27 protein-coding genes are annotated in these 26,408 nt (G+C 67.6%); 15 read left to right on the top strand and 12 right to left on the bottom strand.

Features of this window, described 5'->3' with window-relative positions:
- Positions 1–682: thiamine pyrophosphate-binding protein (locus NH14_RS12235; protein WP_269151822.1), on the bottom strand; the 682-nt coding region annotated here is incomplete at its 3' end.
- Positions 683–1,107: 425 nt separating this feature from the next.
- On the opposite strand from NH14_RS12235, the gene NH14_RS12230 reads away from it, so the two are divergent.
- The 10 genes from NH14_RS12230 to NH14_RS12185 all read left to right on the top strand — a co-directional run bounded on the left by NH14_RS12230 (position 1,108) and on the right by NH14_RS12185 (position 9,055).
- A complete protein-coding gene (locus tag NH14_RS12230; RefSeq protein WP_035527100.1) occupies positions 1,108–1,671 on the top strand; it encodes an RNA polymerase sigma factor in 564 nt (187 codons plus the stop codon).
- Positions 1,668–2,105 carry a DUF3619 family protein gene (locus NH14_RS12225; protein WP_035527103.1) on the top strand — a complete coding sequence of 146 codons (438 nt, stop codon included), beginning with the start codon at positions 1,668–1,670 and terminating at the stop codon, positions 2,103–2,105. Before NH14_RS12230 ends, NH14_RS12225 begins: the two co-directional genes overlap by 4 nt.
- A gap of 17 nt (positions 2,106–2,122) precedes the next feature.
- The gene (locus NH14_RS12220) at positions 2,123–2,929 is read left to right on the top strand and encodes a DUF3106 domain-containing protein (protein ID WP_035527106.1); all 807 of its coding nucleotides are present in this window, start codon (positions 2,123–2,125) and stop codon (positions 2,927–2,929) included.
- Between the two features lie 221 nt (positions 2,930–3,150).
- The gene (locus NH14_RS12215) at positions 3,151–3,642 is read left to right on the top strand and encodes an RDD family protein (RefSeq protein ID WP_035527547.1); all 492 of its coding nucleotides are present in this window, start codon (positions 3,151–3,153) and stop codon (positions 3,640–3,642) included.
- Between the two features lie 225 nt (positions 3,643–3,867).
- Entirely contained in the window at positions 3,868–4,821 is a 954-nt protein-coding gene (locus NH14_RS12210) for a UDP-2,3-diacylglucosamine diphosphatase (protein WP_035527109.1), read from the top strand.
- Positions 4,822–4,908: 87 nt separating this feature from the next.
- Entirely contained in the window at positions 4,909–5,940 is a 1,032-nt protein-coding gene (locus tag NH14_RS12205) for a glycosyltransferase family 4 protein (protein WP_035527112.1), read from the top strand.
- 183 nt (positions 5,941–6,123) lie between these two features.
- Positions 6,124–6,696 carry a diacylglycerol kinase gene (locus NH14_RS12200; protein WP_035527550.1) on the top strand — a complete coding sequence of 191 codons (573 nt, stop codon included), beginning with the start codon at positions 6,124–6,126 and terminating at the stop codon, positions 6,694–6,696.
- Positions 6,697–6,897: 201 nt separating this feature from the next.
- Positions 6,898–7,656 (top strand): TetR/AcrR family transcriptional regulator, encoded by a 759-nt coding sequence (locus tag NH14_RS12195; RefSeq protein ID WP_035527115.1) that lies wholly within the window; start codon positions 6,898–6,900, stop codon positions 7,654–7,656.
- On the top strand, positions 7,653–8,237 hold the full coding sequence (locus NH14_RS12190) for an LOG family protein (protein WP_035527118.1): 585 nt from the start codon (positions 7,653–7,655) through the stop codon (positions 8,235–8,237). Before NH14_RS12195 ends, NH14_RS12190 begins: the two co-directional genes overlap by 4 nt.
- Positions 8,238–8,308: 71 nt before the next feature.
- Positions 8,309–9,055, top strand: a complete 747-nt coding sequence (locus tag NH14_RS12185) for an SDR family oxidoreductase (RefSeq protein WP_035527121.1) — start codon at positions 8,309–8,311, stop codon at positions 9,053–9,055.
- 16 nt (positions 9,056–9,071) lie between these two features.
- On the opposite strand, the gene NH14_RS12180 is transcribed toward NH14_RS12185, so the two are convergent.
- From NH14_RS12180 to NH14_RS12160, 5 genes are all read right to left on the bottom strand, one after another.
- A complete protein-coding gene (locus tag NH14_RS12180) occupies positions 9,072–9,692 on the bottom strand; it encodes a DUF924 family protein (protein WP_035527123.1) in 621 nt (206 codons plus the stop codon).
- The gene (locus NH14_RS12175; RefSeq protein WP_035527126.1) at positions 9,689–10,432 is read right to left on the bottom strand and encodes an alanyl-tRNA editing protein; all 744 of its coding nucleotides are present in this window, start codon (positions 10,430–10,432) and stop codon (positions 9,689–9,691) included. The genes NH14_RS12180 and NH14_RS12175 overlap by 4 nt, the downstream gene beginning before the upstream one ends.
- A 138-nt stretch (positions 10,433–10,570) precedes the next feature.
- Positions 10,571–10,981: a group II truncated hemoglobin gene (locus NH14_RS12170; RefSeq protein WP_035527129.1), complete on the bottom strand. Its 411-nt coding sequence runs from the start codon at positions 10,979–10,981 to the stop codon at positions 10,571–10,573.
- A gap of 153 nt (positions 10,982–11,134) precedes the next feature.
- Entirely contained in the window at positions 11,135–11,446 is a 312-nt protein-coding gene (locus tag NH14_RS12165) for a Zn-ribbon domain-containing OB-fold protein (protein WP_035527132.1), read from the bottom strand.
- Positions 11,443–12,612, bottom strand: coding sequence for a thiolase family protein (locus NH14_RS12160; protein ID WP_035527135.1), 1,170 nt, complete (start codon positions 12,610–12,612; stop codon positions 11,443–11,445). The genes NH14_RS12165 and NH14_RS12160 overlap by 4 nt, the downstream gene beginning before the upstream one ends.
- Positions 12,613–12,846: 234 nt before the next feature.
- Here NH14_RS12160 and NH14_RS12155 point away from each other — a divergent pair, with 234 nt between their 5' ends.
- The 5 genes from NH14_RS12155 to NH14_RS12135 all read left to right on the top strand — a co-directional run bounded on the left by NH14_RS12155 (position 12,847) and on the right by NH14_RS12135 (position 18,178).
- Complete coding sequence (locus NH14_RS12155; protein WP_035527138.1) at positions 12,847–13,845, top strand: PDR/VanB family oxidoreductase; 999 nt, start codon at positions 12,847–12,849, stop codon at positions 13,843–13,845.
- A gap of 86 nt (positions 13,846–13,931) precedes the next feature.
- On the top strand, positions 13,932–15,251 hold the full coding sequence (locus NH14_RS12150) for an aromatic ring-hydroxylating dioxygenase subunit alpha (RefSeq protein WP_035527142.1): 1,320 nt from the start codon (positions 13,932–13,934) through the stop codon (positions 15,249–15,251).
- Positions 15,252–15,268: 17 nt separating this feature from the next.
- On the top strand, positions 15,269–15,757 hold the full coding sequence (locus tag NH14_RS12145; RefSeq protein WP_035527145.1) for an aromatic-ring-hydroxylating dioxygenase subunit beta: 489 nt from the start codon (positions 15,269–15,271) through the stop codon (positions 15,755–15,757).
- 8 nt (positions 15,758–15,765) lie between these two features.
- Positions 15,766–17,424, top strand: a complete 1,659-nt coding sequence (locus NH14_RS12140; protein WP_407947137.1) for an AMP-binding protein — start codon at positions 15,766–15,768, stop codon at positions 17,422–17,424.
- A 1-nt stretch (position 17,425) separates the two neighbouring features.
- Entirely contained in the window at positions 17,426–18,178 is a 753-nt protein-coding gene (locus NH14_RS12135; RefSeq protein WP_237179585.1) for an SDR family NAD(P)-dependent oxidoreductase, read from the top strand.
- Between the two features lie 16 nt (positions 18,179–18,194).
- Here the strand turns inward: NH14_RS12135 and NH14_RS12130 are convergent, their stop codons facing one another.
- From NH14_RS12130 to NH14_RS12105, 6 genes are all read right to left on the bottom strand, one after another.
- Positions 18,195–18,704: a MarR family winged helix-turn-helix transcriptional regulator gene (locus NH14_RS12130; RefSeq protein WP_052148076.1), complete on the bottom strand. Its 510-nt coding sequence runs from the start codon at positions 18,702–18,704 to the stop codon at positions 18,195–18,197.
- Positions 18,705–18,794: 90 nt separating this feature from the next.
- On the bottom strand, positions 18,795–21,326 hold the full coding sequence (locus NH14_RS12125; protein WP_035527560.1) for an ABC transporter permease: 2,532 nt from the start codon (positions 21,324–21,326) through the stop codon (positions 18,795–18,797).
- 197 nt (positions 21,327–21,523) lie between these two features.
- Positions 21,524–22,138 (bottom strand): DUF4126 domain-containing protein, encoded by a 615-nt coding sequence (locus NH14_RS12120; protein ID WP_035527147.1) that lies wholly within the window; start codon positions 22,136–22,138, stop codon positions 21,524–21,526.
- A gap of 185 nt (positions 22,139–22,323) precedes the next feature.
- A complete protein-coding gene (locus NH14_RS12115) occupies positions 22,324–22,644 on the bottom strand; it encodes a DMT family transporter (RefSeq protein WP_035527150.1) in 321 nt (106 codons plus the stop codon).
- A 134-nt stretch (positions 22,645–22,778) separates the two neighbouring features.
- Positions 22,779–23,477 (bottom strand): two-component system response regulator KdpE, encoded by a 699-nt coding sequence (kdpE, locus tag NH14_RS12110; RefSeq protein WP_035527152.1) that lies wholly within the window; start codon positions 23,475–23,477, stop codon positions 22,779–22,781.
- A complete protein-coding gene (locus NH14_RS12105) occupies positions 23,470–26,301 on the bottom strand; it encodes a DUF4118 domain-containing protein (protein ID WP_052148077.1) in 2,832 nt (943 codons plus the stop codon). The genes kdpE and NH14_RS12105 overlap by 8 nt, the downstream gene beginning before the upstream one ends.
- Positions 26,302–26,408 lie beyond the last annotated feature (107 nt).

Genomic DNA, 26,408 nt, shown 5'->3' with positions numbered 1-26,408 from the left:
GACGCTTGGCCGAGAGGAGCAGCGAGACCGCCTTGCGGATCTGTCCCGAGTGGCCCTTGGTGACCGGGTTGTACGAGCGCAGCGCAATGTTCTTGACCTGCTCATACGCGCACGGCGTGCGCGACACGTCTTTCGGAATGTCGATCAGCACGGGGCCGGGACGGCCGGTGCGCGCAATGTAGAAAGCTTTTTTGACGGTAGCGGCGAGATCGCGCACGTCCTTCACGAGGAAGTTGTGCTTCACGCAAGGACGCGTGATGCCGACCGTGTCGCACTCCTGGAAGGCGTCCTGACCAATCGCGGCGGTAGGCACCTGGCCGCTGATGATCACCATCGGGATCGAATCCATATAGGCCGTCGCGATGCCCGTCACCGCATTGGTGACGCCAGGTCCCGAGGTCACGAGACACACGCCGACCTTGCCGGTCGAACGCGCATAGGCATCGGCCGCATGCACGGCTGCCTGTTCGTGGCGCACGAGAACGTGCTGAATTTTGTCCTGCTTGTACAGCTCGTCGTAAATGTAAAGTACCGAGCCGCCGGGGTAGCCCCAAATGAATTCGACCTGCTCGTCGGCGAGCGCCTTCATCAGCACGGTTCCGCCGATGGACGTATGAGCTTGGGAGTCAGGTTCTTGCGAGGGGGGGACCGACGTGGAGAATTCCGCGCTGGGCATATTCATCATTCACCTTTCGAATTTTCGGCAAAAAATTGATCGGGTGCTCTCTGCCGGGCTTGTGGCTCGGGTTCAAGCGGCGCGTCCAGTTGACAGATGAGCCTCATGGGCCACACCTGAATTGAGACAAGTCACTTATGTTGCGAACCATCGACGATATCGGTTAGTCATTGTTTGGTCAAGCAATTCCTGGAACTTTCGAGCGTATCGGGCATAAATGTTGCGCGCAGGCCCAACCCGCTCGCAGCCCGGGGCACGACGGGCCCTGCTACACCGTGCGCCGGCAGTGTCCGCACGGCGTGCGTCACCTTGACTTGACGCAGCGCACTGGCCGCCGGCTACCCGGATGCCATGAAAATTTGCTAGCATCCGCGAGTTTTACGACATTTTTCGAACGATTACGCGTACGCTGGTGGCGGCGCCTGCAACGGATGGCATCAGACAAGGAACTCGCCGACTTCCTGGCGGGCGTCGAAAGACGCGCGTTCAAGCAGACGGTCTACGCCGTGCGCGACGACGACGCCTCGCTAGATATCGTGCAAGACGCGATGATCAAGCTCGCGGAAAAGTACGGAGACCGCCCCGCCGCCGAACTGCCCCTGCTCTTCCAGCGCATCCTGCAGAACACCATGCACGACTATTTCCGTCGGCAGAAGGTGCGCAATACCTGGGTGAGCCTCTTCTCTTCGCTCGGCAACTCCGAGGATGAGGAATTCGATATCCTCGAAACCTTCGAGGCCGAGTCGGGTTCGGCGGGCGCGGAAAGCAGCGAGCAGCAGATCGAACGCGCGCAGGTGCTCAACCTGATCGACGAAGAGGTCCAGAAATTACCGGCACGTCAACGCGAAGCGTTTCTGATGCGTTACTGGGAAGATATGGATGTCGCCGAAACCGCCGCCGCCATGGGCTGTTCCGAAGGGAGCGTGAAAACGCACTGTTCGCGGGCCACCCACACGCTGGCTCAAGCGCTCAAGGCCAAAGGAATCACGCTATGAGCTCCGCCCTTGACAATAAAGAAACAGAATTCGTGCGAGCGATGCGCCGCGCGCTCGACGAGAGCGCCGCGGACCTGCCCGCTGCCACTACCGCCCGTCTCGCCGCTGCCCGCAAGGTCGCGCTGAGCCGCAAGAAAGCCGAGCAACCGGTGTTCGTGCGCGTGCCGTCGTTCGCGGCTGCGGGCGCGGGCACGCTTGCCGGCGCCGCGCAGGGCGGCCTCAAGCCGCCGCGCCGGCGCTCCGCGCTCGCGCGCTTCGCACTCGCCTGGCCGCTCGCGGCACTGGTGGCGGGCCTGTTCGCCATTGCGTACTTCGAAGACCAACAACGTACCGCGGAACTTGCCGATATCGACGCGGCCATGCTGAGCGACGATCTGCCGCTCACGGCCTACCTCGACCACGGGTTCAACGCGTACCTGTCGCGCGCGCACTGAAGCGGGGGATTCACGGGGTGAGTTACAAGCGCGGCTTGGCCGTTGTCATTGGAACCGTAGTCGCGGCGCTCGTATCGTATGTGGCGACGTATCCGCGCTTTCATCCCGCGCCGGCCACCGAGCCCGCCGCGGCGGCGCCAGTGCAATCCCAGGCCTCCATCGCCGGTGCCCCGGCGGCCGCCCCTGCGCAGCCCGAAAACGCCGGGCCGCTGTCCTGGGCGCGCCTCACCGACGCCCAGCGCGCCGCGCTCGCGCCCTTTGCCGGCGAATGGGACACGTTCAGCGACGCGCGCAAGCGCAAATGGCTGAGAATCGCCGCACGTTACCCGAAGATGTCGCCGGAAGCGCAAAAGCGCCTCCAGGAACGCATGACCGAATGGGTGCGCATGACGCCTGAGCAGCGTCGCGTGGCGCGCGAGAACTACCAGGTGTCCAAGGAGATGACCGCGCAGGCGCGCCAGCGTGCCTGGAGGGCCTATCAGCAGCTTCCGGAAGAGCAGAAAGAGCACCTCGCCGCCAGCGAGCGCAAGCGCCGCACCGTGGTCAGCGCGCCGCCGAGCGGCAACAAGAGCGAGATTCGCGACATCGGACGGCTCGTGAATGAGCGCGAGCACGGCGTGCGGGCTCGCACGGCGTCGGGCGCTTCCGGCACGCAAGGCGCGTCCTCGCCGGCGCAGCCGGGTCCATCCGGTAGTTCCGGGCAGCCCCCGACGACGCCCGCTGCCGCGCTCCCGGCCAGCATCCCCGCGGCAGGCAGCTTCGTACCGGCCATTCCGATACCGGTATCGCCCGCCGAGGCGCCTGCGGCATTCAAGGGATCCTGAGCGCGCGCCTGGGTGTCTCCGTGCGTCTCCGCATATCTCTCTTCGCACGCGCCAGCGCGTTTTCCCGCGTTACTCATTGCAGCGCTTCGCGTTTATCCTCACGGTGTCCCGTCCCTTATCTGCATCGCGACGCCGCCGTGACCGAACCCGTCTCAGCCACTGTGCCTGCCGCGAGCGTCGCACCACGCTCGCCCTCCGCAAACGAAGCACCGCCTGATGCGCTGCCGCCCTCGTCCTTGCCACCCGTTACCGTGCGCCGGCGGCTCGCTGCACTCGTCTACGAAGCCGTGCTGCTCTTTGGCGTGATCTTCGCCGCCGGGCTCGCGTTCAGCCTCGTTTTGCAACAACGCAACGGCTACACCCATCATCGGCTGATGGCCGCGTGGATCGCTCTCGTGGCGGGCGTCTATTTCGTCGGCTTCTGGCATCGAGGCGGGCAAACGCTGCCGATGAAAACCTGGCGCCTGCGCGTGACCGGCCCCGACGGCGCCCCGCCCTCGCTCCCCCGCGCCACGCTGCGCTACTTCGCTGCGTGGCTGTGGTTCATGCCGCCGCTCGCACTGCATCCGCTCCTGAACCTTTCGGTGCCGCACACGCTCGTGCTCGAAGCCGCCTGGTTCGTGTTGTGGGCCGCGAGCGCGCGCTTCGCGCCCGGACGCCAGTTCCTGCACGACCGGATCGCCGGGACGCGCATCGTCGCCGTGCCGAGGTAAAGCCCAGATGCCAGCGCCGCCGCGCAACACGTCATCAAACCGTCACGGCACCTCGCGCGTACGCTGCCGTCCGCGCGCGCCACGAGGCTGACGCGAGACCCCGCGCGGCTTCGCAGCCTGCCTGCTAATCTCACAAGGACTGCGTAACAAGACCTTCTTGTGACTGTCACGTCGACGTCACGGCCTCATGGCGCAATGCGCGTATTGCAACCTGCCACGTGTGCCATGGCCCAGAAGACGTCCGCGACCTCCTTATTCCGGCAAACCACCGGGCCGGGCGCCGACCCCGCCGCCTTCCACCCCGGTCCGGGCGCAGCCGCGCCCACGCTGCCCCTGCCTTTGCCCCTGAACTGCGCGCCTTCTCCCGCTGCCCACGACGACGATCACCCCGCCCCGCACCGCTACCGCACGATCTGGCTCTCGGACATTCATCTGGGCACCAACGGCTGCCAGGCGAACTATCTGCTCGACTTTCTGCGCCACAACGAGTCGGAGTATCTGTATCTGGTGGGCGACATCATCGACGGCTGGCAGCTGCGCAAAGGCTGGTACTGGCCGCAGGCGCACAACGACGTCGTGCAGAAAATCCTGCGCAAGGCGCGCAAGGGCACCCAGGTGGTCTACATCCCCGGCAATCACGACGAAGGCGCGCGTCAGTTCTGCAACCTCGCGTTCGGCGACATCCACGTGCGCGAGGAAGCGTTCCATACGACGCTCTCCGGCAAGCGTCTGTGGGTCGTGCACGGCGATCTCTTCGATGGCGTGATCCAGCACGCCAAATGGCTCGCCTATCTCGGCGACTCGGCCTACACGATGATCCTGGTGCTGAACCGCTGGTTCAACCGCATTCGCGCGCGCATGGGCTTCCAGTACTGGTCGCTCTCGCAGTACCTCAAGCACCAGGTCAAGAACGCCGTGAACTTCATCTCGTCGTTCGAGGGCGTGATGACCGACGAAGCGCGCCGGCGCGGCTGCGACGGCGTGGTCTGCGGCCACATCCACAAAGCCGAGATCCGCGAGATCGACGACATGCTCTATTGCAACGACGGCGACTGGGTGGAAAGCCTTTCGGCGCTCGTCGAAACCTTCGAGGGCGAACTGCGCATCGTCTACTGGACCGTGATGCAGGCGCCCCAAGCACAAGGCGCGGCGCGCAAGCAGCGCGTGAGCGCGGCCTGAACAACGCCTGAACCATGCTTGACCACGCTTAAGCCGCACCCGGCAACACCTCCATTCCCACCCACGTAACCCGAGAGCCGACGACCAATGAAAGTGATGATCGTGACCGATGCATGGGAGCCGCAAGTCAACGGCGTGGTACGGACCCTGAAGAACACCACGCGCGAGCTCATCGCGCTCGGGCATCAGGTCGAATTGCTCACGCCGCTCGAGTTCCGCACCGTGCCATGCCCGACCTACCCGGAAATCCGGCTCTCACTGATGCCGCGGCGCCATCTGCGCAAGCGCATCGACGCGTTCGGCCCCGACGCCATCCACGTCGCCACCGAAGGCCCGCTCGGGCTCGCCGCGCGCCGCTACGCGATCGACCACGACCTGCCGTTCACGACCGCCTATCACACGCGCTTTCCCGAGTACGTGCAGGCGCGCTTCGGCATTCCGCTCGAAGCGACCTACCGCTTCCTGCGCTGGTTCCACAAGCCCTCGCTCGCGGTCATGGCGCCCACGCCCGTCGTGAAGACGGATCTCGAGAAGTTCGGCTTCACCAACGTCGTGCTGTGGACGCGCGGCGTCGATCTCGAAATCTTCCGGCCGATGGAGTCGAAGGTGCTCAACACCGCGCGCCCGATCTTCCTCTACGTCGGGCGCGTGGCCGTGGAAAAGAACGTCGAAGCCTTCCTCAAGCTCGATCTGCCGGGCTCGAAGTGGGTCTGCGGCGAAGGCCCGGCGCTTGCCGAGCTCAAGTCGCGCTATCCGCAGGCCAACTATCTGGGCGTGCTGAGCCAGCCCGAACTCGCGAAGGTCTACGCCGCCGCCGACGTGTTCGTGTTCCCGAGCCGCACCGACACCTTCGGCCTCGTGCTGCTCGAAGCGCTAGCCTGCGGCACGCCGGTGGCCGCCTACCCCGTGACGGGCCCGATCGACGTGCTGGGCACGGGCGGCGCGGGCGCGATGAACGAGAATCTGCGCGAAGCCTGCCTCGAAGCGCTCAAGATCGATCGCGCCACCGCGCGCGCGTGGGCCGAGCGCTTCTCGTGGATGGCCGCATCGGAGCAGTTCGCCTCGCACCTGAAGCCGCGCTCGCGCGCGCAGATGCAGGAATCGAGCGCGGCGGCCTGAGCGCCGCCTCGAACGGCCCTTGAGCACCGCCTGCAGCCCGCAGCGAAGCCGATGACCCGCACCCGCCCCGCGCTCGACACCCCCGCCCCCAGCGACGCCGACGATGGCGGCCAGACGCTCGCCGCCGCGCCCCGCGCGGCGGGCGAAGACGCGTGCGATACTGCGGCATCGACTTCGTCTGTTATGGCCCCACGTCCTTCATCCCCTTCCAAGGCGCCCACACCGTCCTCGTCATCGCACGCGGGCGAACGCTCCGCGCCGCCTCGCGAACCACACGGCGCCCCCGAGCCGCCTGAGCCCGCGCATCTGCACGAGCCGCTCGGCCCCGACGATCCGCTGGCCCCGCTGCCGTTCAACCCCTACAAGGGCAACCGTGGCGTGATGCGCGCGTGGCACGCGCTCAAATATTCGATCAAGGGTTTTCGCGTCGCCATTCGCGAGGAAAGCGCGTTTCGCCAGGAGCTCACGCTCGCGGCGATCCTCGTGCCCATCGGCGTGCTGGTGCCGGTCGAGCCCGTCGAGCGCGTGCTGCTGCTCGGCTCGGTGATGCTGGTGCTGATCGTCGAGCTGCTCAATTCGAGCATCGAAAACGCAGTCGACCGCATCGGGCTCGAACGCAACGAGCTTTCGGGCCGCGCCAAGGATCTCGGCAGCGCTGCCGTCACGGTCGCGCTCCTCACCTGCGTGATGGCATGGGGCTTGATCCTCGTGCCGCGCTTCGGCCCCGCGCTGCTGCACTGGCTCGGCGCGCGCTGAACCCCGAACCTCTCCCGCGCCGCACGCCCCTTTCCCGGCGTACATGCCCGCGCTTGCGGGCCAGGTTGGATGTGCGCCGGGATCGTCGGTTTATAATCGAACGACAGTCTTAAAAAACGACCACCCGCGACCGGGCACGCGACGCTTCGCACTTGCGCGTAGCATCGCCGGCCCCGCGCCGCACATCCCAGGCCGGACGACATGGATTCAAAACCTCCCCGCCGTACACGCGAACGGATTCTTGAGCTGTCGTTGAAACTGTTCAACGAGATCGGCGAGCCCAACGTCACCACGACGACCATCGCCGAGGAAATGGAGATCAGTCCAGGCAACCTGTACTACCACTTCCGCAACAAAGACGACATCATCAACAGCATCTTCGGCCAGTTCGAGCAGGAGATCGAAAAGCGTCTGCGTTTCCCGGACGACCATCGCGCCACCATCGATGAAATGTGGGCGTACCTGCAATACATGGTCGATTTCACGTGGCGCTACCGCTTCCTCTACCGCGACCTGAACGACCTGCTCGCGCGCAATCGCACGCTGGAGATGCATTTCAAGCAGATCATCAGCCACAAGGTGCACTTCGCGAAGCAGTTCTGCGAGCAGCTCGTGGAAGACGGCGAAATGGTCGCCACGCCTGCCGAGATCGACGTGATCTCGACCAATATCGGCGTCATTGCCACCTACTGGCTCTCGTACCAGTTCGTGATGAACCCGCGCAAGTACAACGATCAGGATGCGATCCAGAGCGAGCTGCACCAGGTGAGCGTGCAGATCATCTCGCTGATGGCGCCTTATCTGCGCGGCCGCGCACGGCAGCTCTTCGACGATCTCGTCTCGGGCAAGCTGCCCAAGCGGCAGTTCTACGATTACCTGCCGCCGCGCGAAGGCGCGGCGGGAGCGACAGGCGTGGCAGGCGTGGCAGGCGCCAACGACAACAAGGATTCCCGCGCATGAAAGCAGTCTGCGTATATTGCGGCTCCTCGATGGGAGCTCGACCGGTCTATCACGAAGCGGCGCAGGCGTTCGGGCGCGCGCTCGTCGATGCCAATCTCGCGCTCGTCTACGGCGGCGGCAAGGTGGGCCTGATGGGCGTGATCGCCGACACCGTGATGGCCCATGGCGGCCGCGCGATCGGCGTGATTCCCGAGCTGCTGGTGGACAAGGAAGTCGGCCACAACGGCTTGACCGAGCTGCACGTCGTGCCCGACATGCATCAGCGCAAGAAGATGATGGCCGACCTCTCCGATGCGTTCGTCGCGATGCCGGGCGGCGCGGGCACGCTCGAAGAGCTGTTCGAGGTCTACACGTGGGCGCAGCTCGGCTATCACCACAAGCCGGTTGGCGTGCTCAATATCGACCGCTTCTACGACCCGCTCATCGCACTGCTCGATCACACCGTGCGAGAAGGCTTCATGCGCCAGACCTATTTCGATCTGCTGCAGATCGACAGCGACCCCGCCGCACTGATCGGCAAGCTCAAGCACTACCACGCGCCCGCCAAGGACAAGTGGGCCGATCAGCGCGAGAACGTTTAAGCGTTTGAGCCCGCGCCGCACGCGCATCCTGATGCTTCGCATGGGCGCCATCGACAGGAGGTGACATCCAGATGGGCAAAGTCGTTCTGATCACGGGCGCGAGCCGCGGCATCGGCCGCGCGTGCGCGCGGCTGCTCGGCGCGCACGGCTGGACCGTGGGCGTGAATTATCTGCACAACGAACCGGCCGCCGAGGAAACCGCGGCCGAGGTGGGCCGCGCGGGCGGCCACGCGCGCGTGCTGCGCGGCGACGTCGCCAGCGAAGCCGACGTGGTCGCGATGTTCGACACGCTCGAATCGGCGTACGGGCGCATCGATGCGCTCGTGAACAACGCGGGCATTGTCGCGCCCGGCTCGCAGGTCGCCGACATGGACGCCGCGCGCCTCAAACGCATGTTCGACGTGAACGTCTACGGCGCCTTCCTGTGCGCGCGCGAAGCGGCGCGGCGCATGTCGAAGGATCGCGGCGGCGACGGCGGCGCAATCGTGAACGTGTCTTCGGCGGCGTCGCGCCTCGGTTCGCCCAACGAGTACGTCGACTATGCGTCGTCCAAGGGCGCCATCGACACGATGACGATCGGCCTCGCCAAGGAACTCGGTCCGCAGGGCGTGCGCGTGAATGCGGTGCGCCCCGGCCTCATCGACACCGAAATCCATGCGAGCGGCGGCCGGCCTGAGCGCGCGGCCGTGCTTGGCGCGCAAACGCCGCTCGGGCGTCCGGGCAGCGCCGATGAAGTGGCGCAAACGATCGTGTGGCTTTTGAGCGATGCGGCGTCGTACGTGACGGGCGCCCTGCTCGACGTGAGCGGCGGACGCTGAGCGTCCGCCCGGCGCGTTAGAACGACGAGCCCGGCTCGCGCAGAAACGCGGCTTCGGCGCTGGTGGTCGCGCGCCCTAGCTGCGCATTGCGGTGCGGGAACCGTCCGAAGCGTTCGATGACGGCCGCGTGGCGCAGCGCGTAATCGTAATAGCCCTTGCATTCCGGATCGTGCGCGAGTTCCGCGAAAAGCCGTAGCGACTCGCGCTGCGCTTCGGCGGATTCGGCATGCTCGAACGGCAGATATGCAAACACGCGATGCTGGAGGCTCGGCAAATGCCGATCGGCGCCGCTCTCCACCATCGCGCGCGCAATGCCGAGCGCCTTGTCGTCCGAGGAAAACGCACGCGGCGTGCCGCGATGGCAGTTGCGCGAGAACTGGTCGAGCACAATCACAAGAGCCAATGCGCCCTCGGGCGTCGCGCACCAGGCATCGAGTTCGCCCGCGCACGCGGCGTCGAGCAGCGCGCCGAAGCGTTCGCGCAACCGCGCATCGAACCCCCCATCCTTGCGGAACCACACCTTGCGCTCGCGGCCGAATTCCGCCGAGCCCGGCGGGCCGAACCAGAAGTCGAGCACCTCACGCGCGCGCGGATCGAGCCCGTGGTGCGCGCGAGCGGCGTCGGGCGCGGCGCTCATTCGGCCAGCTCCAGCACGAGCCGGCGCGTGCGCGCGCTCTTCTTTTCGAGCTTCGCCACGCGCAAGCGGCCGATCTCTTCGGTGTTGCGTACGTGTGTGCCGCCGCAAGGCTGGAGGTCGACGTTCTCGATGCGCAGCAGACGCACGCGCCCAAGCCCCATCGGCGGCTTCACGCTCATCGTGCGCACGAGTTCGGGGCGCTGCTGCATCTGCTCGTCGGTGATCCATTCGGTGGCGACGTCATGTGCCCCGGCCACCAGTTCGGCGAGGCGCGCCTCGACCATCTCGCGCTCGATCGGCTCGACGGTCGCAAAATCCAGGCGCGCGTAGTCGGTCGTGATGCTGCAGCCGTCGACCGCATAGGGCAGCACCGCGCACATCAGATGGCTCGCCGTATGCAGCCGCATATGCCGATGCCGGCGCGCCCAGTCGATTTCCGCGCGCACGCGCTCGCCGGCGGCGAGGCGCGCGAGCAGCGCCTCCTGGCCAGGTGCGGGGACGTGCAGCGCGTCGTCGGGCGTCGCGCCTTCGAATTTGGCCTTGCGCGTATCGGCGATCTCGATGCGCGTGCCGTCGGCGAGCACGAGCGCGCCCGTGTCGCCGGCCTGGCCGCCGCCGAGCGGATAGAACACGGTCTGGTCGAGCCGCACGCCATCGTCGCCGACGGCGATCACCGTGGCGTCGCATTGGGTGAGATAGGCGTCTTCGCGAAAGAGTGCGCGGGTGGGAGGTGTCGTCATGGGGCTTAATCTCCTGCCTTTGGTGCCAAATCCTGCATTATGGCGACACGCGCACCCGCCCGAAATAGAGACTCCGCGCACAGCGCCGCCGGACTGTATCGGTACGTTCTCCGGGCCAATCGGCTGTCAGAACCGGAATCAGCCCGGATGATTGCGCATCCAGTCGGCGGTATCGAAAAACGAATGCAGCAAGCGCTCGCGCAGCGCCTCGGACAGCCCGACATCCTCCATCGCCCACGCCATGCAGCGCAGCCACTGGTCGCGCTCGGACGAGGCGATGGCGAACGGCAGGTGACGCGCGCGCAGGCGCGGATGGCCGAAGCGCTCGATGTAGTGGTCGGGGCCGCCGAGCCAGCCGCACAGGAACCAGAACAATTTGTCGCGCGAGCCGTCCAGCGTCTGCGGGTGTATCGCGCGGATGCCGGCAAACTCGGGCTCGAGGTCCATCAGGTCATAAAAACGGTCGACGAGTTCGCGCACGCGCGCCTCGCCGCCGACGAGTTCGAAGGCCGTAGGCTGCTGGGGCGCTTCGTCGGCTGGATCGGTCATACGGTTCAATCGTTGCTGAATTCGGTTGCTGAATTCGGTTGTAAAAGCGGTGGCGGCAAGGCGCATGGCGTCCTGCCGGGGAGGGAGACATTTTCGCATGGCGGCGCAAGCGGCGCGCACCGTCCCTTCCCATGCAGTCCTGGCGGTGGACCGCTAGCGCCCTCGCGCCCACACCCGCATGGTCTCGTCGATGACAAGCGCCACCGTTTCGCCCTCGCGCAGCGCCGTGTCGCTGCGCGCGATCACCACAGGGCCCGCCTCGGCGCGCACGCTGGCGAGATACACGTCGCCCCCGCCCTTGGCCCCCACGCGATGGCGCACCACCGTGCTTTCCTCCACCCAGCCGCCACGTGCGGCCTCGCTCGCCCAATCCGCCGCGCCGCAGCGCGGACAGCGGTAACGCGCCGGGAACACCGCCTCGCCGCACGCATTGCAGCGCGGGATCATCAGAACCGTCTCGCTCATGCCGACCTCCTTTCGAGCACGACGGCATTCGCACACATGCCGTAGCGATACTGCACCATGCCGTAGCCGCTCACGAGCGCGAGCCGCGCCTCATGCACCTGACGCGCGCCAGCCAGGCCCTGAAGCTGCCGGATCGCTTCGACAAGCCCGTGCATGCCGCCCGCCGCGCCCGCCTGCCCCGCCGATAACTGCCCGCCCGAGGTGTTCACCACCAGCTCGCGCGACGCGATGCGCGCGATCAGCGCGCGCAGGTCGCCGCCGGGCGCGTAGCCGAGATCGGCGAGCTGGATCAGCGTCATCACCGGGTAGTCGTCGTAGACCGAAATCACGTCGATGTCGGCCGGCGCGGCGCCGGCCTGCGCCCAGAGCGCGCCGGCGAGCGCGGCGAGGCCCGTCTCCAGGCCGTCGCCCGTCTGATGATCGGGGTTGTAGCGGCACTGCAAGGCGCGCACATGAAGCGGCGCATGCGCGTGTTCGGCCTGCGCTTTCACGAGATCCGCGCGCGCCACCACGACGGCGTTCGCCCCGCACACCACGGGCACGCAATCGAAGCGCCCGAGCGGGTCGGCCACGCGCGGCGCCGCGAGGTACTCGTCGAGCGTGAGCGGCGCGCGGTACACCGCGCCCGGATTGAGTGCGGCCCACTCGCGCTGCGCCACGCACAATGCGCCGTAATCGCGCGCGTCCAGCCCGTAGCGGCGCGAGTGGCGCTGCGTGAGCATCGCGAACAGGCTGTTCGGCCCGCCGTTTTCGAGCGGCCGCAGATAGGTGCGCGTCGTGAGGTTGTAGTGCTCGACCAGTTGCCGGAAATCGGCGGCCTCGAAGCGGTCGCCGGAAAGCAGCACGATCACTGAGGCGTCGCCGTGCTGCACCGCGCGGATCGCGTGCTGCAGCAGGTTGATCGCGCTCGCGCCGCCGTGGCAATCGTCCATGCACCAGCGCGGGCTGATGCCCAGCCGCCAGGCCATGTCGATCGCATGATCGGGGGCGAGCGTGAAAGACGCCACGCCAAGGCCGTCCACCTCGCGCGCCTCGAACCCCGATTGCTCGAGCGCCAGCGCGAACGCCTGGGCCAGCAAATCGCCGGTCGTGTGCTCTGGCGCCTGGCGTCGATATGGCACCTCGACGCCGCAAACCACGGCAGCGCCGCCGAAATCAGATTCCATGTCCTCTCCTCGCACGGCATGCCGCCGCGCGTGTCCTGTCCGCGTTCATCTTGCCTCGACTCCTCTCGTAAGACGATTCGCACCGCCCCGGCCTCGGGAGCCCCCGCCTTGACAGCCGGTTTTTTTCATTATCCAATAAAACACATGAATTTTCATATTTTCGAATCTAAAGGGTTTACGCGCAGATCACTTTCGCAGCGCGTCGATCCTGCTGATCGAACAAGGAGCCCCGCAATGAGCAACGCGCCCGTCGCCGATGCCTTCGACGTCATCGTCGAAGCCGTCGAGCCGCTTACGTCGCACGTCACCGCGTTTCGCCTGCGCGCGCCCGATGGCCGTGCACTGCCCGGCTTCACGGCGGGCGCGCATATCCGCGTGCAAGTGGGAGGCGGTGACTGGCGCGCTTATTCGCTCATCAATCTCGCATCCGAAACCTGCGCCCCGTGCGAACACGCGCCCGATCACTACCTGATCGCGGTACGCCGGGAAGACTCGGGCGCGGGCGGGTCGCTGTGGATGCACACGCAGGTGCGAGCGGGAACCACGCTGCGCATCGCGCCGCCCGTCAACGCGTTCGCGCTCGATGTCGATGCCGCTGACGCCGTGCTGATCGCCGGCGGTATCGGCATCACGCCGATTGCATCGATGGCCGCCTCGCTCGCCGCGCGGGCGGCCCGCTACAAGTTGCACTACACGGGGCGCTCGATCGCGCAACTCGCCTTCGTCGACGCATTGCGCGCGCTCGCGGGCGAGCACCTGCACCTCTACGGCGACGGCGAAGCCAGCGAAACCAACCGTTTCGACCTCGCGCGCCTGTTCGCCACGCTCACGCCAGGCCAGCCGCTCTATGTGTGCGGTCCGCAAGGCCTGATCGACGCGGTCATCGCGTTCGCCACCGAACGCGGCTGGCCGCGCGAGCGCATCCGCTCGGAGCTGTTCGCAGCCGCCGCGCCCCAAGCCGGCGACGCCGCATTCGAAGTCGAGTTGCGCCAGAGCGGCATGACGCTCACCGTGCCCCCCGCGCAGACGATCCTCGACGCCATGCTCGACGCCGGACTCGATCCGCTCTACGACTGCAAGCGCGGCGAATGCGGCGTGTGCCAGGTGGGTGTGATCGAGGGCGCAGTCGATCACCGCGATTACTGCCTGAGCGAAGCGGAAATGTGCTCGGGCAAGGTGATGCATATCTGCGTGTCGCGCGCCCGCGCGGACCGCCTCGTTATCGACGCATAAGCGCGACGCATAAGCGCGACGCCTGAATCCAGGCGCCGTACAAAGCGCACCACAAAACGCATTACGCCCCAGCCAAGGAGCCCGCCATGCCCCGCTATCGCGAAGACGCCGCAGCGCTCGCCGCGCTCGTCGAGCCAGACCAGGTCCACCGCGACGTCTATCTGGACCAGGAAGTATTCGACCTCGAAATGGAGCGGCTCTTTCACCGCACCTGGGTCTACCTCGGCCACACGAGCCAGGTGCCCAATGCCGGCGACTACCTCACCGTCGACGTCGCCAAAGAGCCGCTCGTGATGGTGCGCCAGGCCGACGGCAGCGTGCGCGTGCTGAAGAACCGCTGCGCGCACAAGGGCGCGAAGCTCGTGAGCGCGCCCACCGGCAATACCGGCAAATTCTTCCGCTGTCCTTATCATGCGTGGACCTACAGGACCGATGGCAAGCCGCTCGCAGTTCCGCTGAAGAACGGCTACGAAGGCACGCGCATGAGCGAATGCCCGTCGGGGCAAGGCCTCACCGCCGTCGCCAACATGGAGACGTATCGCGGTTTCGTGTTCGTGCGCCTCTCGGACGAAGGCCCGTCGTTCAGCGACTATTTCGGCGATTCGCTTTCGTCCATCGACAACATGGCCGACCGCTCGCCTGAAGGCGAGCTGGAAATCGCGGGCGGCTGTCTGCGCTACGTGCATAACTGCAACTGGAAGATGTTCGTCGAAAACCTCAACGACACGATGCACCCGATGGTGGCGCACGAGTCGTCGGCGGGCACGGCGAAAAAGCTCTGGGACGGCAAGAGCGCCGACGAGCCCAAGCCCATGGCCATCGAACAGTTCGTGCCGTTCGTGTCCGACTACGCGTTCTTCGACGGCATGGGCGTGCGCGTGTTCGAGAACGGCCACAGCTACACGGGCGTGAACTTCTCGATTCATTCGAGCTATGCGGCGCTGCCCGAATACGAGCAGCAACTGGCCGCCGCCTGGGGCGAGGAAAAGGCGAAGCAGGTGCTCGGCACCTCGCGCCACAACACGGTCTACTACCCGAGCCTCACGATCAAGGGCGCGATCCAGGCGATCCGCGTGGTGCGCCCGATCGCACCGGACAAGACGGTGATCGAGTCATGGACGTTCCGCCTCAAGGGCGCGCCCGAGGTGCTGCTGCAACGCACGCTCACGTATTCGCGCCTCATCAACTCGCCGATGTCGGTGGTGGGCCACGACGACCTGCACGCTTACCGCGCGATCCAGGAAGGCCTCGCCGCGAACGGCAACGCATGGGTGAGCCTGCACCGCGACTATCGAGCCGACGAAGGCGAGGCGCGCGACCTCACCGTCAACGGCACGAGCGAGATCTCGATGCGCAACCAGTTCCGCGCATGGGCGCGCTATATGGCGCCGCAAGCGTCGAAATAATTCCGGGGGACCCAGCGATGAACGCCACACCTGACACGGCCCTGCGCGAGACGCTCGCCGATTTCGTCTACCGCGAGGCGCGCCTCATCGACGAAAAGCAGCTCGACGCGTGGTACGAGCTATTCGCCGAAGACGGCCTCTATTGGATTCCGCTCGCGCCCGATCAGCGCGACGGCCTCAATCACGCCTCGCTGATGTACGAGGACCGCCTGCTGCTCAAGCTGCGCGTCGAGCGCCTGAAGCAGCCGCGCGCGTTCTCGCAGCAGCCCGAGAGCCGCTGCCAGCACGTGCTGCAGCGCCCCGAGATCGAGTCCGCCGGCGCCGGCGGCTATCGCCTGCGCACGCCGTTCTTCTACGCCGAAGCGCGCGGCGACGAGCAACTGGTCTTCACGGGCGTGGTGCGTCATCACCTCGTCGAGGAAGGCGGCGCGCTGCGCATCCGCGAAAAGCGCATCGATCTGCTCAATTGCGACGCGGCGCTGCCGTCGGTCCAGCTTTTCATGTGAGGCATGCGGTGAACCACGCACAACACCATTCCGATCCGTTGCCCTTCCCTTCCGTTTACGCGGCCTTTGCCGCGAGCGCCACGCGCTACACCGATCACGACTTCCTCGTCGTGCTGCCGGAAACCGCGCAGATCTACGGCATCGACGCACAAACGCTGCGCTATGGCGAAGCGCTCGCCCGGGTCGACGCACTCGCCGCGCACTACCGCGCCGCCGGCTTTGGCCTCGGCCATCGAGCGGGGCTGATGCTCGAAAACCGGCCCGCGTTCTTCCTGCACTGGCTCGCGCTGAATGCGCTCGGCGTCTCGGTCGTGCCGCTCTCCACCGAGTTGCGCGCCGCCGAACTCGAATACATCACGGGCCACAGCGAACTCGATCTCGCGGTCGCGCCTTCAGCGCGTCATGCCGATCTGCGCGCGGCGGCGCTTGCCGCGCAACGCAGCGTCACGCTCCACGACGCCGACGCCGATGCGAACGCTATCCCGCGCGCCGCCACCGAAGCTCGAGCGCACGCACCCGACGTCAACACCGAATGCGCCCTGCTCTACACCTCGGGCACGACCGGCCGCCCGAAAGCGTGCGTGCTGCCCAACGAGTACTTTCTGCTCGCGGGCCTCTGGTACAACCGCATCGGCGGTTTGTGCGCATTGCGGCCCGGCGTCGAGCGCCTCGTCACGCCACTGCCGATGACGCACATGAACGCGATGGCGTACTCGACCATGGCGATGATCCTCGCGGGCGGCGCCATCGTCGCGCTCGACCGCTTTCATCCGCGCAGCTGGTGGGCGAGCGTGCGCGATGCGCGCGCAACCGTGATCCACTATCTCGGCGTGATGCCGGCCATGCTGCTCGGCGCGCTGGAAACCGCGCACGACCGCGATCACGCGGTGCGCTTCGGCTTTGGCGCGGGCGTCGACAAGACCCTGCACGCGCCATTCGAAACCCGCTTCGGCATTCCGCTGCTCGAAGCCTGGGCGATGACCGAAACCGGCGCGGGCGCCGTGGTGATCGCCAACCGCGAACCGCGCAACATCGGCATGTCGTGCTTCGGCAAGCCCGAGGCGGCGCTGGAGGTCCGGATCGTCGGCGACGATGGGCAGCCTGTGGCCGTGGGCGAGCCCGGCGAATTGCTCGTGCGTGCGAGCGGAGAGGCTCCGCGCCGGGGATTCTTCCGCGAATACCTCAAGGATCCCGAAGCAACGGCGGCGGCATGGGAAGGCGGCTGGTTCCATACCGGCGACATCGTGAGGCAGGACGCCGACGGCCAGATGTACTTCGTCGACCGCAAGAAGAACGTGATTCGCCGCAGCGGCGAGAACATCTCGGCGGTCGAGGTTGAGAGCGTGCTGCGCAAACATCCGTGCGTGGCCGACGTGGCCGTTGCGGCCACGCCCGATGCGGTGCGCGGCGACGAAGTGCTCGCCTGCGTCGTCGCGCGCGAGCCGCTGCGCGAAGCAGAACGCGCCGCGTGCGCCGCCGAGCTCGTGCAGCTCTGCCTCGTGCAGCTCGCGTACTTCAAGGCGCCCGGCTATGTCGCGTTCGTCGACGCGCTGCCGCTCACCGGCACGCAGAAGGTGCAGCGCGCCGCCCTCAAGGACCTCGCGCGCACGCTGCCCGGCACGCCGGGCTGCATCGACACGCGCACCATGAAAAAACGCCAGGACTGACATGACGACGAACACCAGTTCCAATAACGCGATGCGGCGCGCGGCCATCGTCACCGGCGGCAATGCCGGCATCGGCCGGGCAATCGTCGAGCATCTGCTCGAAGCCGGCTATGAAGTGATCTCGCTCGACCTGCGCGCGAACGCGCCGGGGCATGCGCGCCTTCATACCGTCGAGGTCGATCTTTGCGACGCCGCAGCCACGCGCGAAGCCGCAGCCGAAATCGCGGCGCGCCATGCGCCCACCACGCTGATCCACAACGCCGGCGCGATTCGCCCGGCACTCCTGCCCGACGTCGCACACGAGGACCTGCTCGCGCTCACGAACCTGCATCTCGCCGCGCCCATCGCGCTCGCGCAGGCCATGCTGCCCGCCATGCGCGCGCTGCATTTCGGCCGTCTCGTGCTGGTTTCGTCGCGCGCGGCGCTCGGGCTCGCCACCCGCACGGCCTACTCGGCGACCAAGGCGGGCATGCTCGGCCTTGTACGCACCTGGGCGCTCGAACTCGGGCCGCTCGGCGTCACCGCGAACGCGATTGCGCCCGGCCCGATCCAGACCGACATGTTCCATGAGATCGTGCCCGCCGACAGCCCGAAGGTCGCGCAAATCGCGGCCGGCATTCCCGTGGGCCGCCTCGGCCAGCCCGACGACATCGCGCGCGCCGCGATGTTCTTCGCGGCGCCGGAGAACGGCTTCGTCACGGGGCAGACGCTTTATGTGTGCGGCGGCACGAGCACGGGCAGTCTCGCGCTTTGATGGGCCTCGGCCCGACTCACTTCGCGTGCTGCTCGATCAGCTTGCGCAGCACGTCGACAAAAATCTTCGCCGTCTCGGGCTCGAACGGCAGCAGCACTGAAGCCTCGTGCTCCAGCGCGAGCACCACCAGTTCCGCGGCGAGCGTGCTGCCATGCGGCGTGAGCGCCACGAGCGTGCGGCGGCGGCTCGCCGGATCCTCCTGACGCACGACCAGCCCCGCCGCCTCCATGCGGTCGATCAGCTTGCTCACCGTGGGCTGCTTCGCGAGAATCACGCGGCCCAGATCGCCCATCGGCAGCGAGCCGTCGGAAAGACACGCGAGCACGCGCCATTGCAGCACCGGAATCTTCTTGCGCGCGAGCGTGGCGTGGAATTCGTCGGAAATGAGGCTGCTCGCGCGCGCGAGCAGCGCGGCGAGATAAGTGTCGAGAAAGCGCATCGGCGCGGCGGCGGCGGACGTGGTCGGCTTCGTGGTGGGCGCGCTCGCACGCTTAAGTGTGCGCTTTGGAGTCGATTCTGTATTCATGGCATGGGCGAAAAAAGCCCTGGCATCATATGCCGAAATCCACGCCGATGGCAGGCCTCGCGCTTCACTGAACCGCAGCGCACTCTTCCTTCACGCATCGCGCAGCGATTGCAGCGCGGGCCGCGCGAGCACATGCCGCAGGCTGATCCACCCGCCCACGCCCGCGCAGGCCACACCCGCCACGACGCCCGCAGGCAGGAGCCATGGATCAAACGCGAGATGGAACGCAAACACTTTCGAGGCCAGCACCGACCCCACGACCAGCGCGCCCACCGCCGCCATCAACCCCGCGAGCGCGCCCACCGCAACGAACTCGGCCACCTGCACCGCGCGCACCTGCGCATGCGAGGCACCCAGCGCGCGCAGCAGCGCCGACTCGCGCATGCGCTCGTCGCGCGTGCCCGCGAGCGCCGCGTAGAGCACCAGCACGCCCGCCGCGAGCGTGAACAGAAACAGGAACTGCACCGCGTTGATCACCTGCTCCAGCATGCGCTGGACCTGCGCGAGAATCGGCCCGACGTCGATGGCGGTCACGTTCGGATACTGCGCCACGAGCCCGTCCACCACGGCGCGCTGTGCGCTTGATTCACTGCGGGGAAGATGAAAACTCGTGATGTAGGTGGCCGGAAAATCGCGCAGCAGCGCGGGCGGCATCAAGACGAAGAAGTTCACCTTGAACGAGCCCCAGTCGAGCTGGCGCACGCTCGTCACGGGCGCCGTCACTTCGAGGCCGGTCACGTCGAAGGTGAGCACGTCGCCGGGCTTCACGTCGATAAGCTTCGCGAGGCCCTGCTCGATCGAAAGCTGCGGCGCGCTCGACTCGCCGTACCACGCGCCTGCCTCGATGCGGTTGTCCTCGGGCAATTGCGTCGTGTACGAGAGGTTGAACTCGCGATCGACGAGACGGCGTGCATCCTCGCTCTTGTACTTCGCGGGATCGACGGGCTTGCCGTTGATCGTGACGAGACGCCCGCGCACCATCGGTTCCAGATCGGGATTCGCGATGCCATGCGCCGTGAGCCACGCGGCCACGGCGTCGCGCTGCTCGGGCTGGATGTCGATGAGGAATTCATTGGGCGCATCGGGCGGCGTGGATTTGCGCCAGCCGTCGATCAGGTCGTTGCGCGTCATCGCGATGAGCAGCAGGCACATCAGGCCGATCGCGAGCGAGGTGATCTGCAGCGCGCTCGCACCGGGCCGCCGTTCGAGCGACGCGAGCGCGTAGCGCCAGCCCACGCCCGCACGCGCCTCGAAGCCGTTGCGCTGGCTGCGCGCCACGCGCGCCGCGCCCCACAGCGCGACCCGCGCAACGCCCGCGAACACGACGAGGCCCAGCGCAAAACCGCCCGCGACGATGCCCCCGAGCTTGAGCTCGCCCGCCGCGATTATGAGCAGCCCCGCAAACAGCGCGATGCCAACGGCGTAAGCAGCCCATGCCGTGCGGCCCTCGTCGCCCCACTCGCGGCGCAGCACGCGCACGGGCGGCACGCGCGTGAGCGGCAGGAGCGGCGGCAGCGCGAAGCCGAGCAGCAGCACGAGGCCCGCCGCGATGCCTTCGAGCGCGGGCAGCGGCCCGGGGCGCGGCAGCACCACATCGATCAGCGTGCCAAGCCAGGCGAGCAGCGCGAGATGGCCCGCATAGCCCAACGCCACGCCCAGCGCGCCGCCCACCAGCCCGAGGCCCGTGAATTCGAGCACGAACAGCGCGCGCAGCGTGCGCTGGCTCGCGCCGAGGCAGCGCATCGCGGCGCAGCCGTCGAGATGGCGGCGCGTGTAGCGGTGCGCCGCCATCGCGATCGCCACGGCCGCCAGCAGCGCCGTAAGCAGCGAGACGAGCGTGAGAAAGTGGCGCGCGCGGTCGAGCGCCTGGCGCACCTGCGGCTGCCCGTCCTGCAGCGATTCAAGGCCGACGCCGCGCAGCTTGCCGCCGTCCACGCGCGCGTGCGCCCACCCGGCGAACCGCGCGACGGCGGAATCGGGGCCCGCCACGAGCAGCCGGTACGTGACGCGGCTGCCGTAGCCCGTGAGGCCGGTCGAGGGCAGATCGGCGGCGTTGAGCATCAGGCGCGGCGAGAAGTTCACGAACGAAAAGCCGCGATCGAGTTCGCGCGTGATGAGCGCGCCGATCGTGAAAGTGCGGGTGCCGACCTTCACCCGGCTGCCCACATGAACCTTGAGCGCATCGAGCAGTTGCTGGTCGACCCAGACCGTGCCGGGCGGCGGGATGCCCTGCACCTCGCGTTCGGGTGCGCCAGGCGCGGAGGCGAGACGCAACGCCCCGCGCAGCGGGTAGCCCGACGAGACCGACTTGACCGCGGCGAGGCGCGTGGCCGCCCGAGCGTCGGGCGCACCCGCGGCCCCTTCCGCGCTCACCATGCTCGGGAAAATCGCCGTGTTCGCGGTGTGCAAGGCCAGCGACTGCGCCTCTTGCGCGAAAGCGGGATCGACAGGATGGTCGGCGCGCACGATGAAGTCGGCGGCGATCATACCCCTGGCGTCGCGTTCCAGACCGCGCTGGAGCCGGTCGGCGAGAAAACCCACGCTCGCGAGCGCCGCTACCGCCAGCACGAGCGCCATCAGCAGCATGGTCAGCTCGCCCGCGCGCCAGTCGCGCGCGCTCATGCGCGCGGCGAGGCGCACGAGGTCGGGCCAGCCGAGCGTGGCGCGGGGGGTATGCGGTGTGGGGACGGTAGGCGGGGCAGCGCCCGCCCCGCCGCCGCGCGGCTGCTCACTGCCCGCGCGTGGCGGCCTGGGCCCGGTCCGGCCCGGTTTGGCGCCCGGCGCGGCGCTGGAAGCAGACGAGGAAGGCCCGGTACCGCTCAATCGTGGCGGCTCCGCAGCGAGAAGCGCGAGACCATATGCGTCGCCATGCCGCGAAACCCGCCCTGCACGCCGCGCCACAAGCGCGGCAACGCCCAGGCAGCCACCAGCAGGAAGGGCACGAGCATCACCAGAAACAGCAACGGCGCGAACAGCGCGAGCAGCACGCCAATAAAGGTCATGCCGTCCTCCGCGCCGGACGTGACGACGTTCGACACCGGCTCGGGCGAAAGATTGATGAGCGCGCGCGTGCCGGCCTTGGCCAGATGCGCAGTGCCGGCGAGCGTGCCGCCGGCGAGCGCCGCGACGGTGAGCAGCGCCGGGTCGGCATGGCCGAGCGCGCCGACCGCCAGCACCGCGCCAGCCGGAATGCGGATGAAGGTATGCACGGCGTCCCACAGCGAGTCGAACGCGGGGACTTTATCGGCGAGGAATTCGAGCACCGTGAACGCGGCGGCAATGCCGATCACCCAGGGCGAAGCGAGAATCGCCAGCGTGTCGGGCAAATGGATGAAGCCGAGACGCTGCAGCACGCCGGCTATCAGAACCGTGAGGTAGAGGCGCAGACCGCTGCCCCAGGACAGGCCCGCGGCAAGCGAAAGTGGTTCCAGCATGACTGCCTCCTCGCGCGAGGCGCGTGCGGCGCCGTCCCCACGAATCAGACGTGGTGCGGAGTGTTGGGTTTTATCGAGCTATGTCGTTCCATTATAGCCACGCAAACCACCGCTCCGCTGCTGCGTTGCACGAGCGCACCAGACGTGGCGCGCCCGGCACGGCAACCCGCACTGAAACAAGCGCCTCAGGCCGCCGACGCAAGCTTGAGCCCGACGAGCCCCAGCACGATCAGCGCGGCGCTGGCCACGCGCGCGACGCTTGCGGCTTCGCCCATCACGATGATGCCGAGGATGAACGCGCCCACCGCGCCGATGCCGGTCCACACCGCGTACGCGGTGCCGAGCGGCAGTTGGCGCATGGCGAGTGCGAGCAGCCAGAAGCTGCCGAGCGCCGTCACGATGGTGAACGCCGACCAGCCGAGCTTGGTGAATCCTTCGGACAGTTTGAGACCGGACGCCCATGCGACTTCGAGCACACCGGCAATAAGGAGGTAAATCCAGGCCACGAGAACGCTCCCCTGAGAAGTGGGGCCGTCCCCGTTTGAAGATGAGACGCAAGGTCGTCCTTACGCATTTGTAAGTATATCACGGGAGGCCCCGCGGCCGGGCCTGGCGGGCCGCCCGCTGCGCCCCTGCCGAACTACTGCACGCCCACCAGCCGATACCCCACACCGGTCTCGGTGACGATGTGCTCCGGCTGCGCGGGATCGCGCTCCAATTTCTGCCGTAGATGCGCCATGTAGATGCGCAGATAGTGGCTGCTCTCGACATGCGAAGGCCCCCAGACCTCGCGCAGCAATTGCCGGTGGGTCAACACGCGGCCCGCGTCGCGCACGAGCGTCGCGAGCAGGCGGTACTCGATCGGCGTGAGGTGCACGGGCGCGCCATCGCGCGTCACCTGCCGCAGGCCCAAGTCGACGGTCACCGCGCCGAAGCTCACTTGTGGCGCTTCGTTCGCGCCACCCCGGTTACGCCGGCGCAGATGCGCGCGAATACGCGCGAGCAGCTCGGAGACGCCAAACGGCTTGGTGAGGTAATCGTCGGCGCCGGCGTCGAGCGCGGCAACCTTCTCGCTCTCCTGCGTGCGCGCCGACAGCACGATCACCGGCAAATCGCTCCAGCCACGCAGCTCGCGGATCACGTCGAGCCCATCCGTATCGGGCAGGCCCAGATCGACGATCACGAGGTCGGGCTTGCGCGTCGCCGCCTCGACGAGCCCCTGCTTGCCGGTTTCGGCGTCGTAGACGGTAATGCCCTCTCCCTCCAGCGATGCGCGCACGAAGCGGCGGATCTGCTTTTCGTCTTCGATCAGGACAACGGCGAGGCTCGGATCACTCATGGGCGGGCTTGAGATCGGCGGGTTCATCGGTCGGCAACGGCGGCGGCGTCTGCACCGGCAGCGCGAACCAGAACGACGCGCCTTCGACGTGGCCATCGGCGGCCACGCGATTGGTTGCGCCGATTGTACCGTCGTGCGCCTCCACGATCGCCCGGCAGATCGCCAGCCCGAGGCCGATGCCGGGCTTGGCCGATTCCTTCTCGCCGCGCGTGAACTTCTCGAATACGCGCTCGCCCATGTTGTGCGGCAAGCCCGGGCCACTGTCGTCGATGCTCACGCGCACGAACGGCTGACCGTTCTGCTCGATGCGGCGCGCCGCGATCGTGAGCGGCGTGTCGGGCGGCGTGTACTTGGCGGCGTTTTCCAGCAGGTTCGAGAAGAGCCGCTCCATGAGCACGGCGTCGAGCTGCAGCAAGGGCAAACCCTCTTCGAGCTGCACCTGGACCGGGTGCCGCACCAGCACGCGGCGGCACGCGGCCAGCGCCGCGCCCACGGTTTCCTCGAGCAGCGTCCATTGCCGGTTGAGCTTGAGGCTGCCCGCCTGCAGGCGCGCCATGTCGAGCAGATTCGTGACGATGCCGGTCATGCGCAGCGCTTCGTCGTGGATCGCCTCGATGAGCTCGCCCGAGCGTGCATTCCGTTCGTCGGCGGGCGTGCCGCTCGCATCGGGCTCGTGCGTCTGCGCGAGCATCGACGAAAAACCGACGATGGCCGTGAGCGGCGTGCGCAGGTCGTGCGAAATCGCCGAGAGCAGCGAGTTGCGCAATCGTTCGGACTCCATGTTGACGAGCGCGTCGCGCGCGATCTCCACGTAGTGCACGCGTTCGAGCGCGAGCGCGATCTGCGCGGCGAACGCGTCGAGCATGCGCTGCTGCTCGGGCACCTGCAACTCGCGCGCGTCGCGCGTGACCACGGCCAGCACGCCGCGCGTGCGCATCGGCGCCTTGAGCGGCAGGTAGCGCGCCGCCGCCGCGGGCAGCGTGTCGGTGCCGTGGCCCGCGGGCTTTTGCTGGTCATAGACCCACTGGCCCACGTCGATGTCGAGACTCCCCGGCTCGAGCATGATCTGCGGATCGGGGTCCTCGATCTTCTGCTGGACCTTGTCGGCGCTGTCCGGAAGCAGCATCGCCACGCGCGCGCCGAACACTTCGCTCACATGGCGGCTGCCGATCGCCACGATCTGCTCGGTGGTGAGCGCGGCCGCCAGCTCGCGCGCCATCGCGTACATCGCGCCTGTGCGCTGCTCGCGCCGCTGGGCGACGCTCGCCTCGCGGCGCAGGCTCGAAGTGAGATGGCTGATGACGAGCGAGGTGAGCAGCATGCCCACGAAGGTCAGCAGGTACTGCGTGTCGCTCACCGAGAACGACAGGCGCGGCGGCACGAAGAAAAAGTCGTAGGCGGCCACGCTCGCGAACGACAGCAGCACGCCGGGGCCGCGCCCGAGTTTCGTCGCCGTGAAAATCACGCCGAGCAGATACAGCATCACGAGATTGGCGAGCGCGATGCGGTCCATCACGGTGCTCGCGAGCACCGTGATGGACGCGCAGATCAGCAGCGCCGCCGCGTAGGCGCGCGGCGGCGAGCGGTTCGCCGCGCCGCTGGAGATGGCCGCGCGCCAGGCGTTGGCGGCGCGCGCAGCGGCCGACGCCTCACGCTGCGTGCCTGCAAGCCGGTCGTTGTCGGCGGCGCTCGCGCGCACCAGGGTCAGGTCGACATCCTCGGCCTTAACGGCCAGGCGCTCGCCGAACGGCCGGCGCAGCCAGCGCCACCACGATGCGCCGCTGCGCGCCGGAGCGCCCGCCACGAGCTTCGAGACGTTGCGCAGCCGCGCATAGCCCGCGAGCGTGACGGCCGCGTCCTCGCCGGCGAGCGTGGCGGTTTCCGCGCCCAGTTCGGAGGCAAGCTTGAGCGCACCGAGCGTGCGCTGACGCACTTCGTCGGGCAGGCGCTGAAGCCTGGGCGTCTCTACGTACACAGCGATCCAGTCGGCCTTCAGGCTCGCCGCGAGCCGCGCCGACGCGCGCACCAGCGCGCTCGCCTCGGGGCCCGGGCCCACGCACACGAGCAGCCGCTCGCGCGCCTGCCACACATGCTGGATCGAGCGGTCGGCGCGGTACTCGTGCATCTGCGCGTCGACGCGGTCGGCCGTGCGGCGCAGCGCCAGTTCGCGCAGCGCGATCAGGTTGCCCTTGCGGAAGAAATTGCGCACCGCGCGCTCGGCCTGCGCGGGCATGTACACCTTGCCGTCGCGCATGCGGTCGAGCAGTTCCTCGGCGGGCAGGTCGACGAGCGTGACTTCGTCGGCGCCGTCGAACACACGGTCGGGCACCGTCTCCCAGACGCGGATGCCGGTGATCTGGCCCACCACGTCATTGAGGCTATCGAGGTGCTGGACGTTGACGGTCGTGTAGACGTCGATGCCCGCATCGAGCAGTTCGTACACGTCCTGCCAGCGCTTCATGTGGCGCGCGCCCTGCACGTTCGAATGCGCGAGTTCGTCGACCAGCACGAGTTGCGGCTTGCGCTCGAGTGCGGCGTCCAGATCGAACTCTTCGAGCGTACGCCCGCGGTAAGCAATGCGCTGGCGCGGCAGCTCTTCGAGGCCGCTCGTGAGCGCGGCGGTCTCGCTGCGCCCATGGGTCTCGACGACGCCGACCACCACGTCCACGCCCTCTTCCTTGCGGCGGCGCGCGGCCTGGAGCATCGCGTAGGTCTTGCCGACGCCCGCCGACGCGCCAAAGAAAATCTTCAGCTTGCCGCGGCGGCGTTTTTCTTCGTCGCGCTGGAGCCGGTCGAGGAGTTCGTCGGGATCGGGGCGGTTCATGCGGATTTCATGGAGGGTTCATGGAAGATCGTCTCACCGCGGCCGTGAATAAGCAAACAGCCGTACCTGGTCGCCTTCAGCCTTCAGCCTTCAGCCTTCGGCGTCGC

The organism is Paraburkholderia sacchari, assembly GCF_000785435.2.
Lineage (GTDB): Bacteria > Pseudomonadota > Gammaproteobacteria > Burkholderiales > Burkholderiaceae > Paraburkholderia > Paraburkholderia sacchari.
The sequence above is the reverse complement of the archived record's forward strand: the minus strand, read 5'-3'. Positions and strand labels throughout refer to the sequence as shown.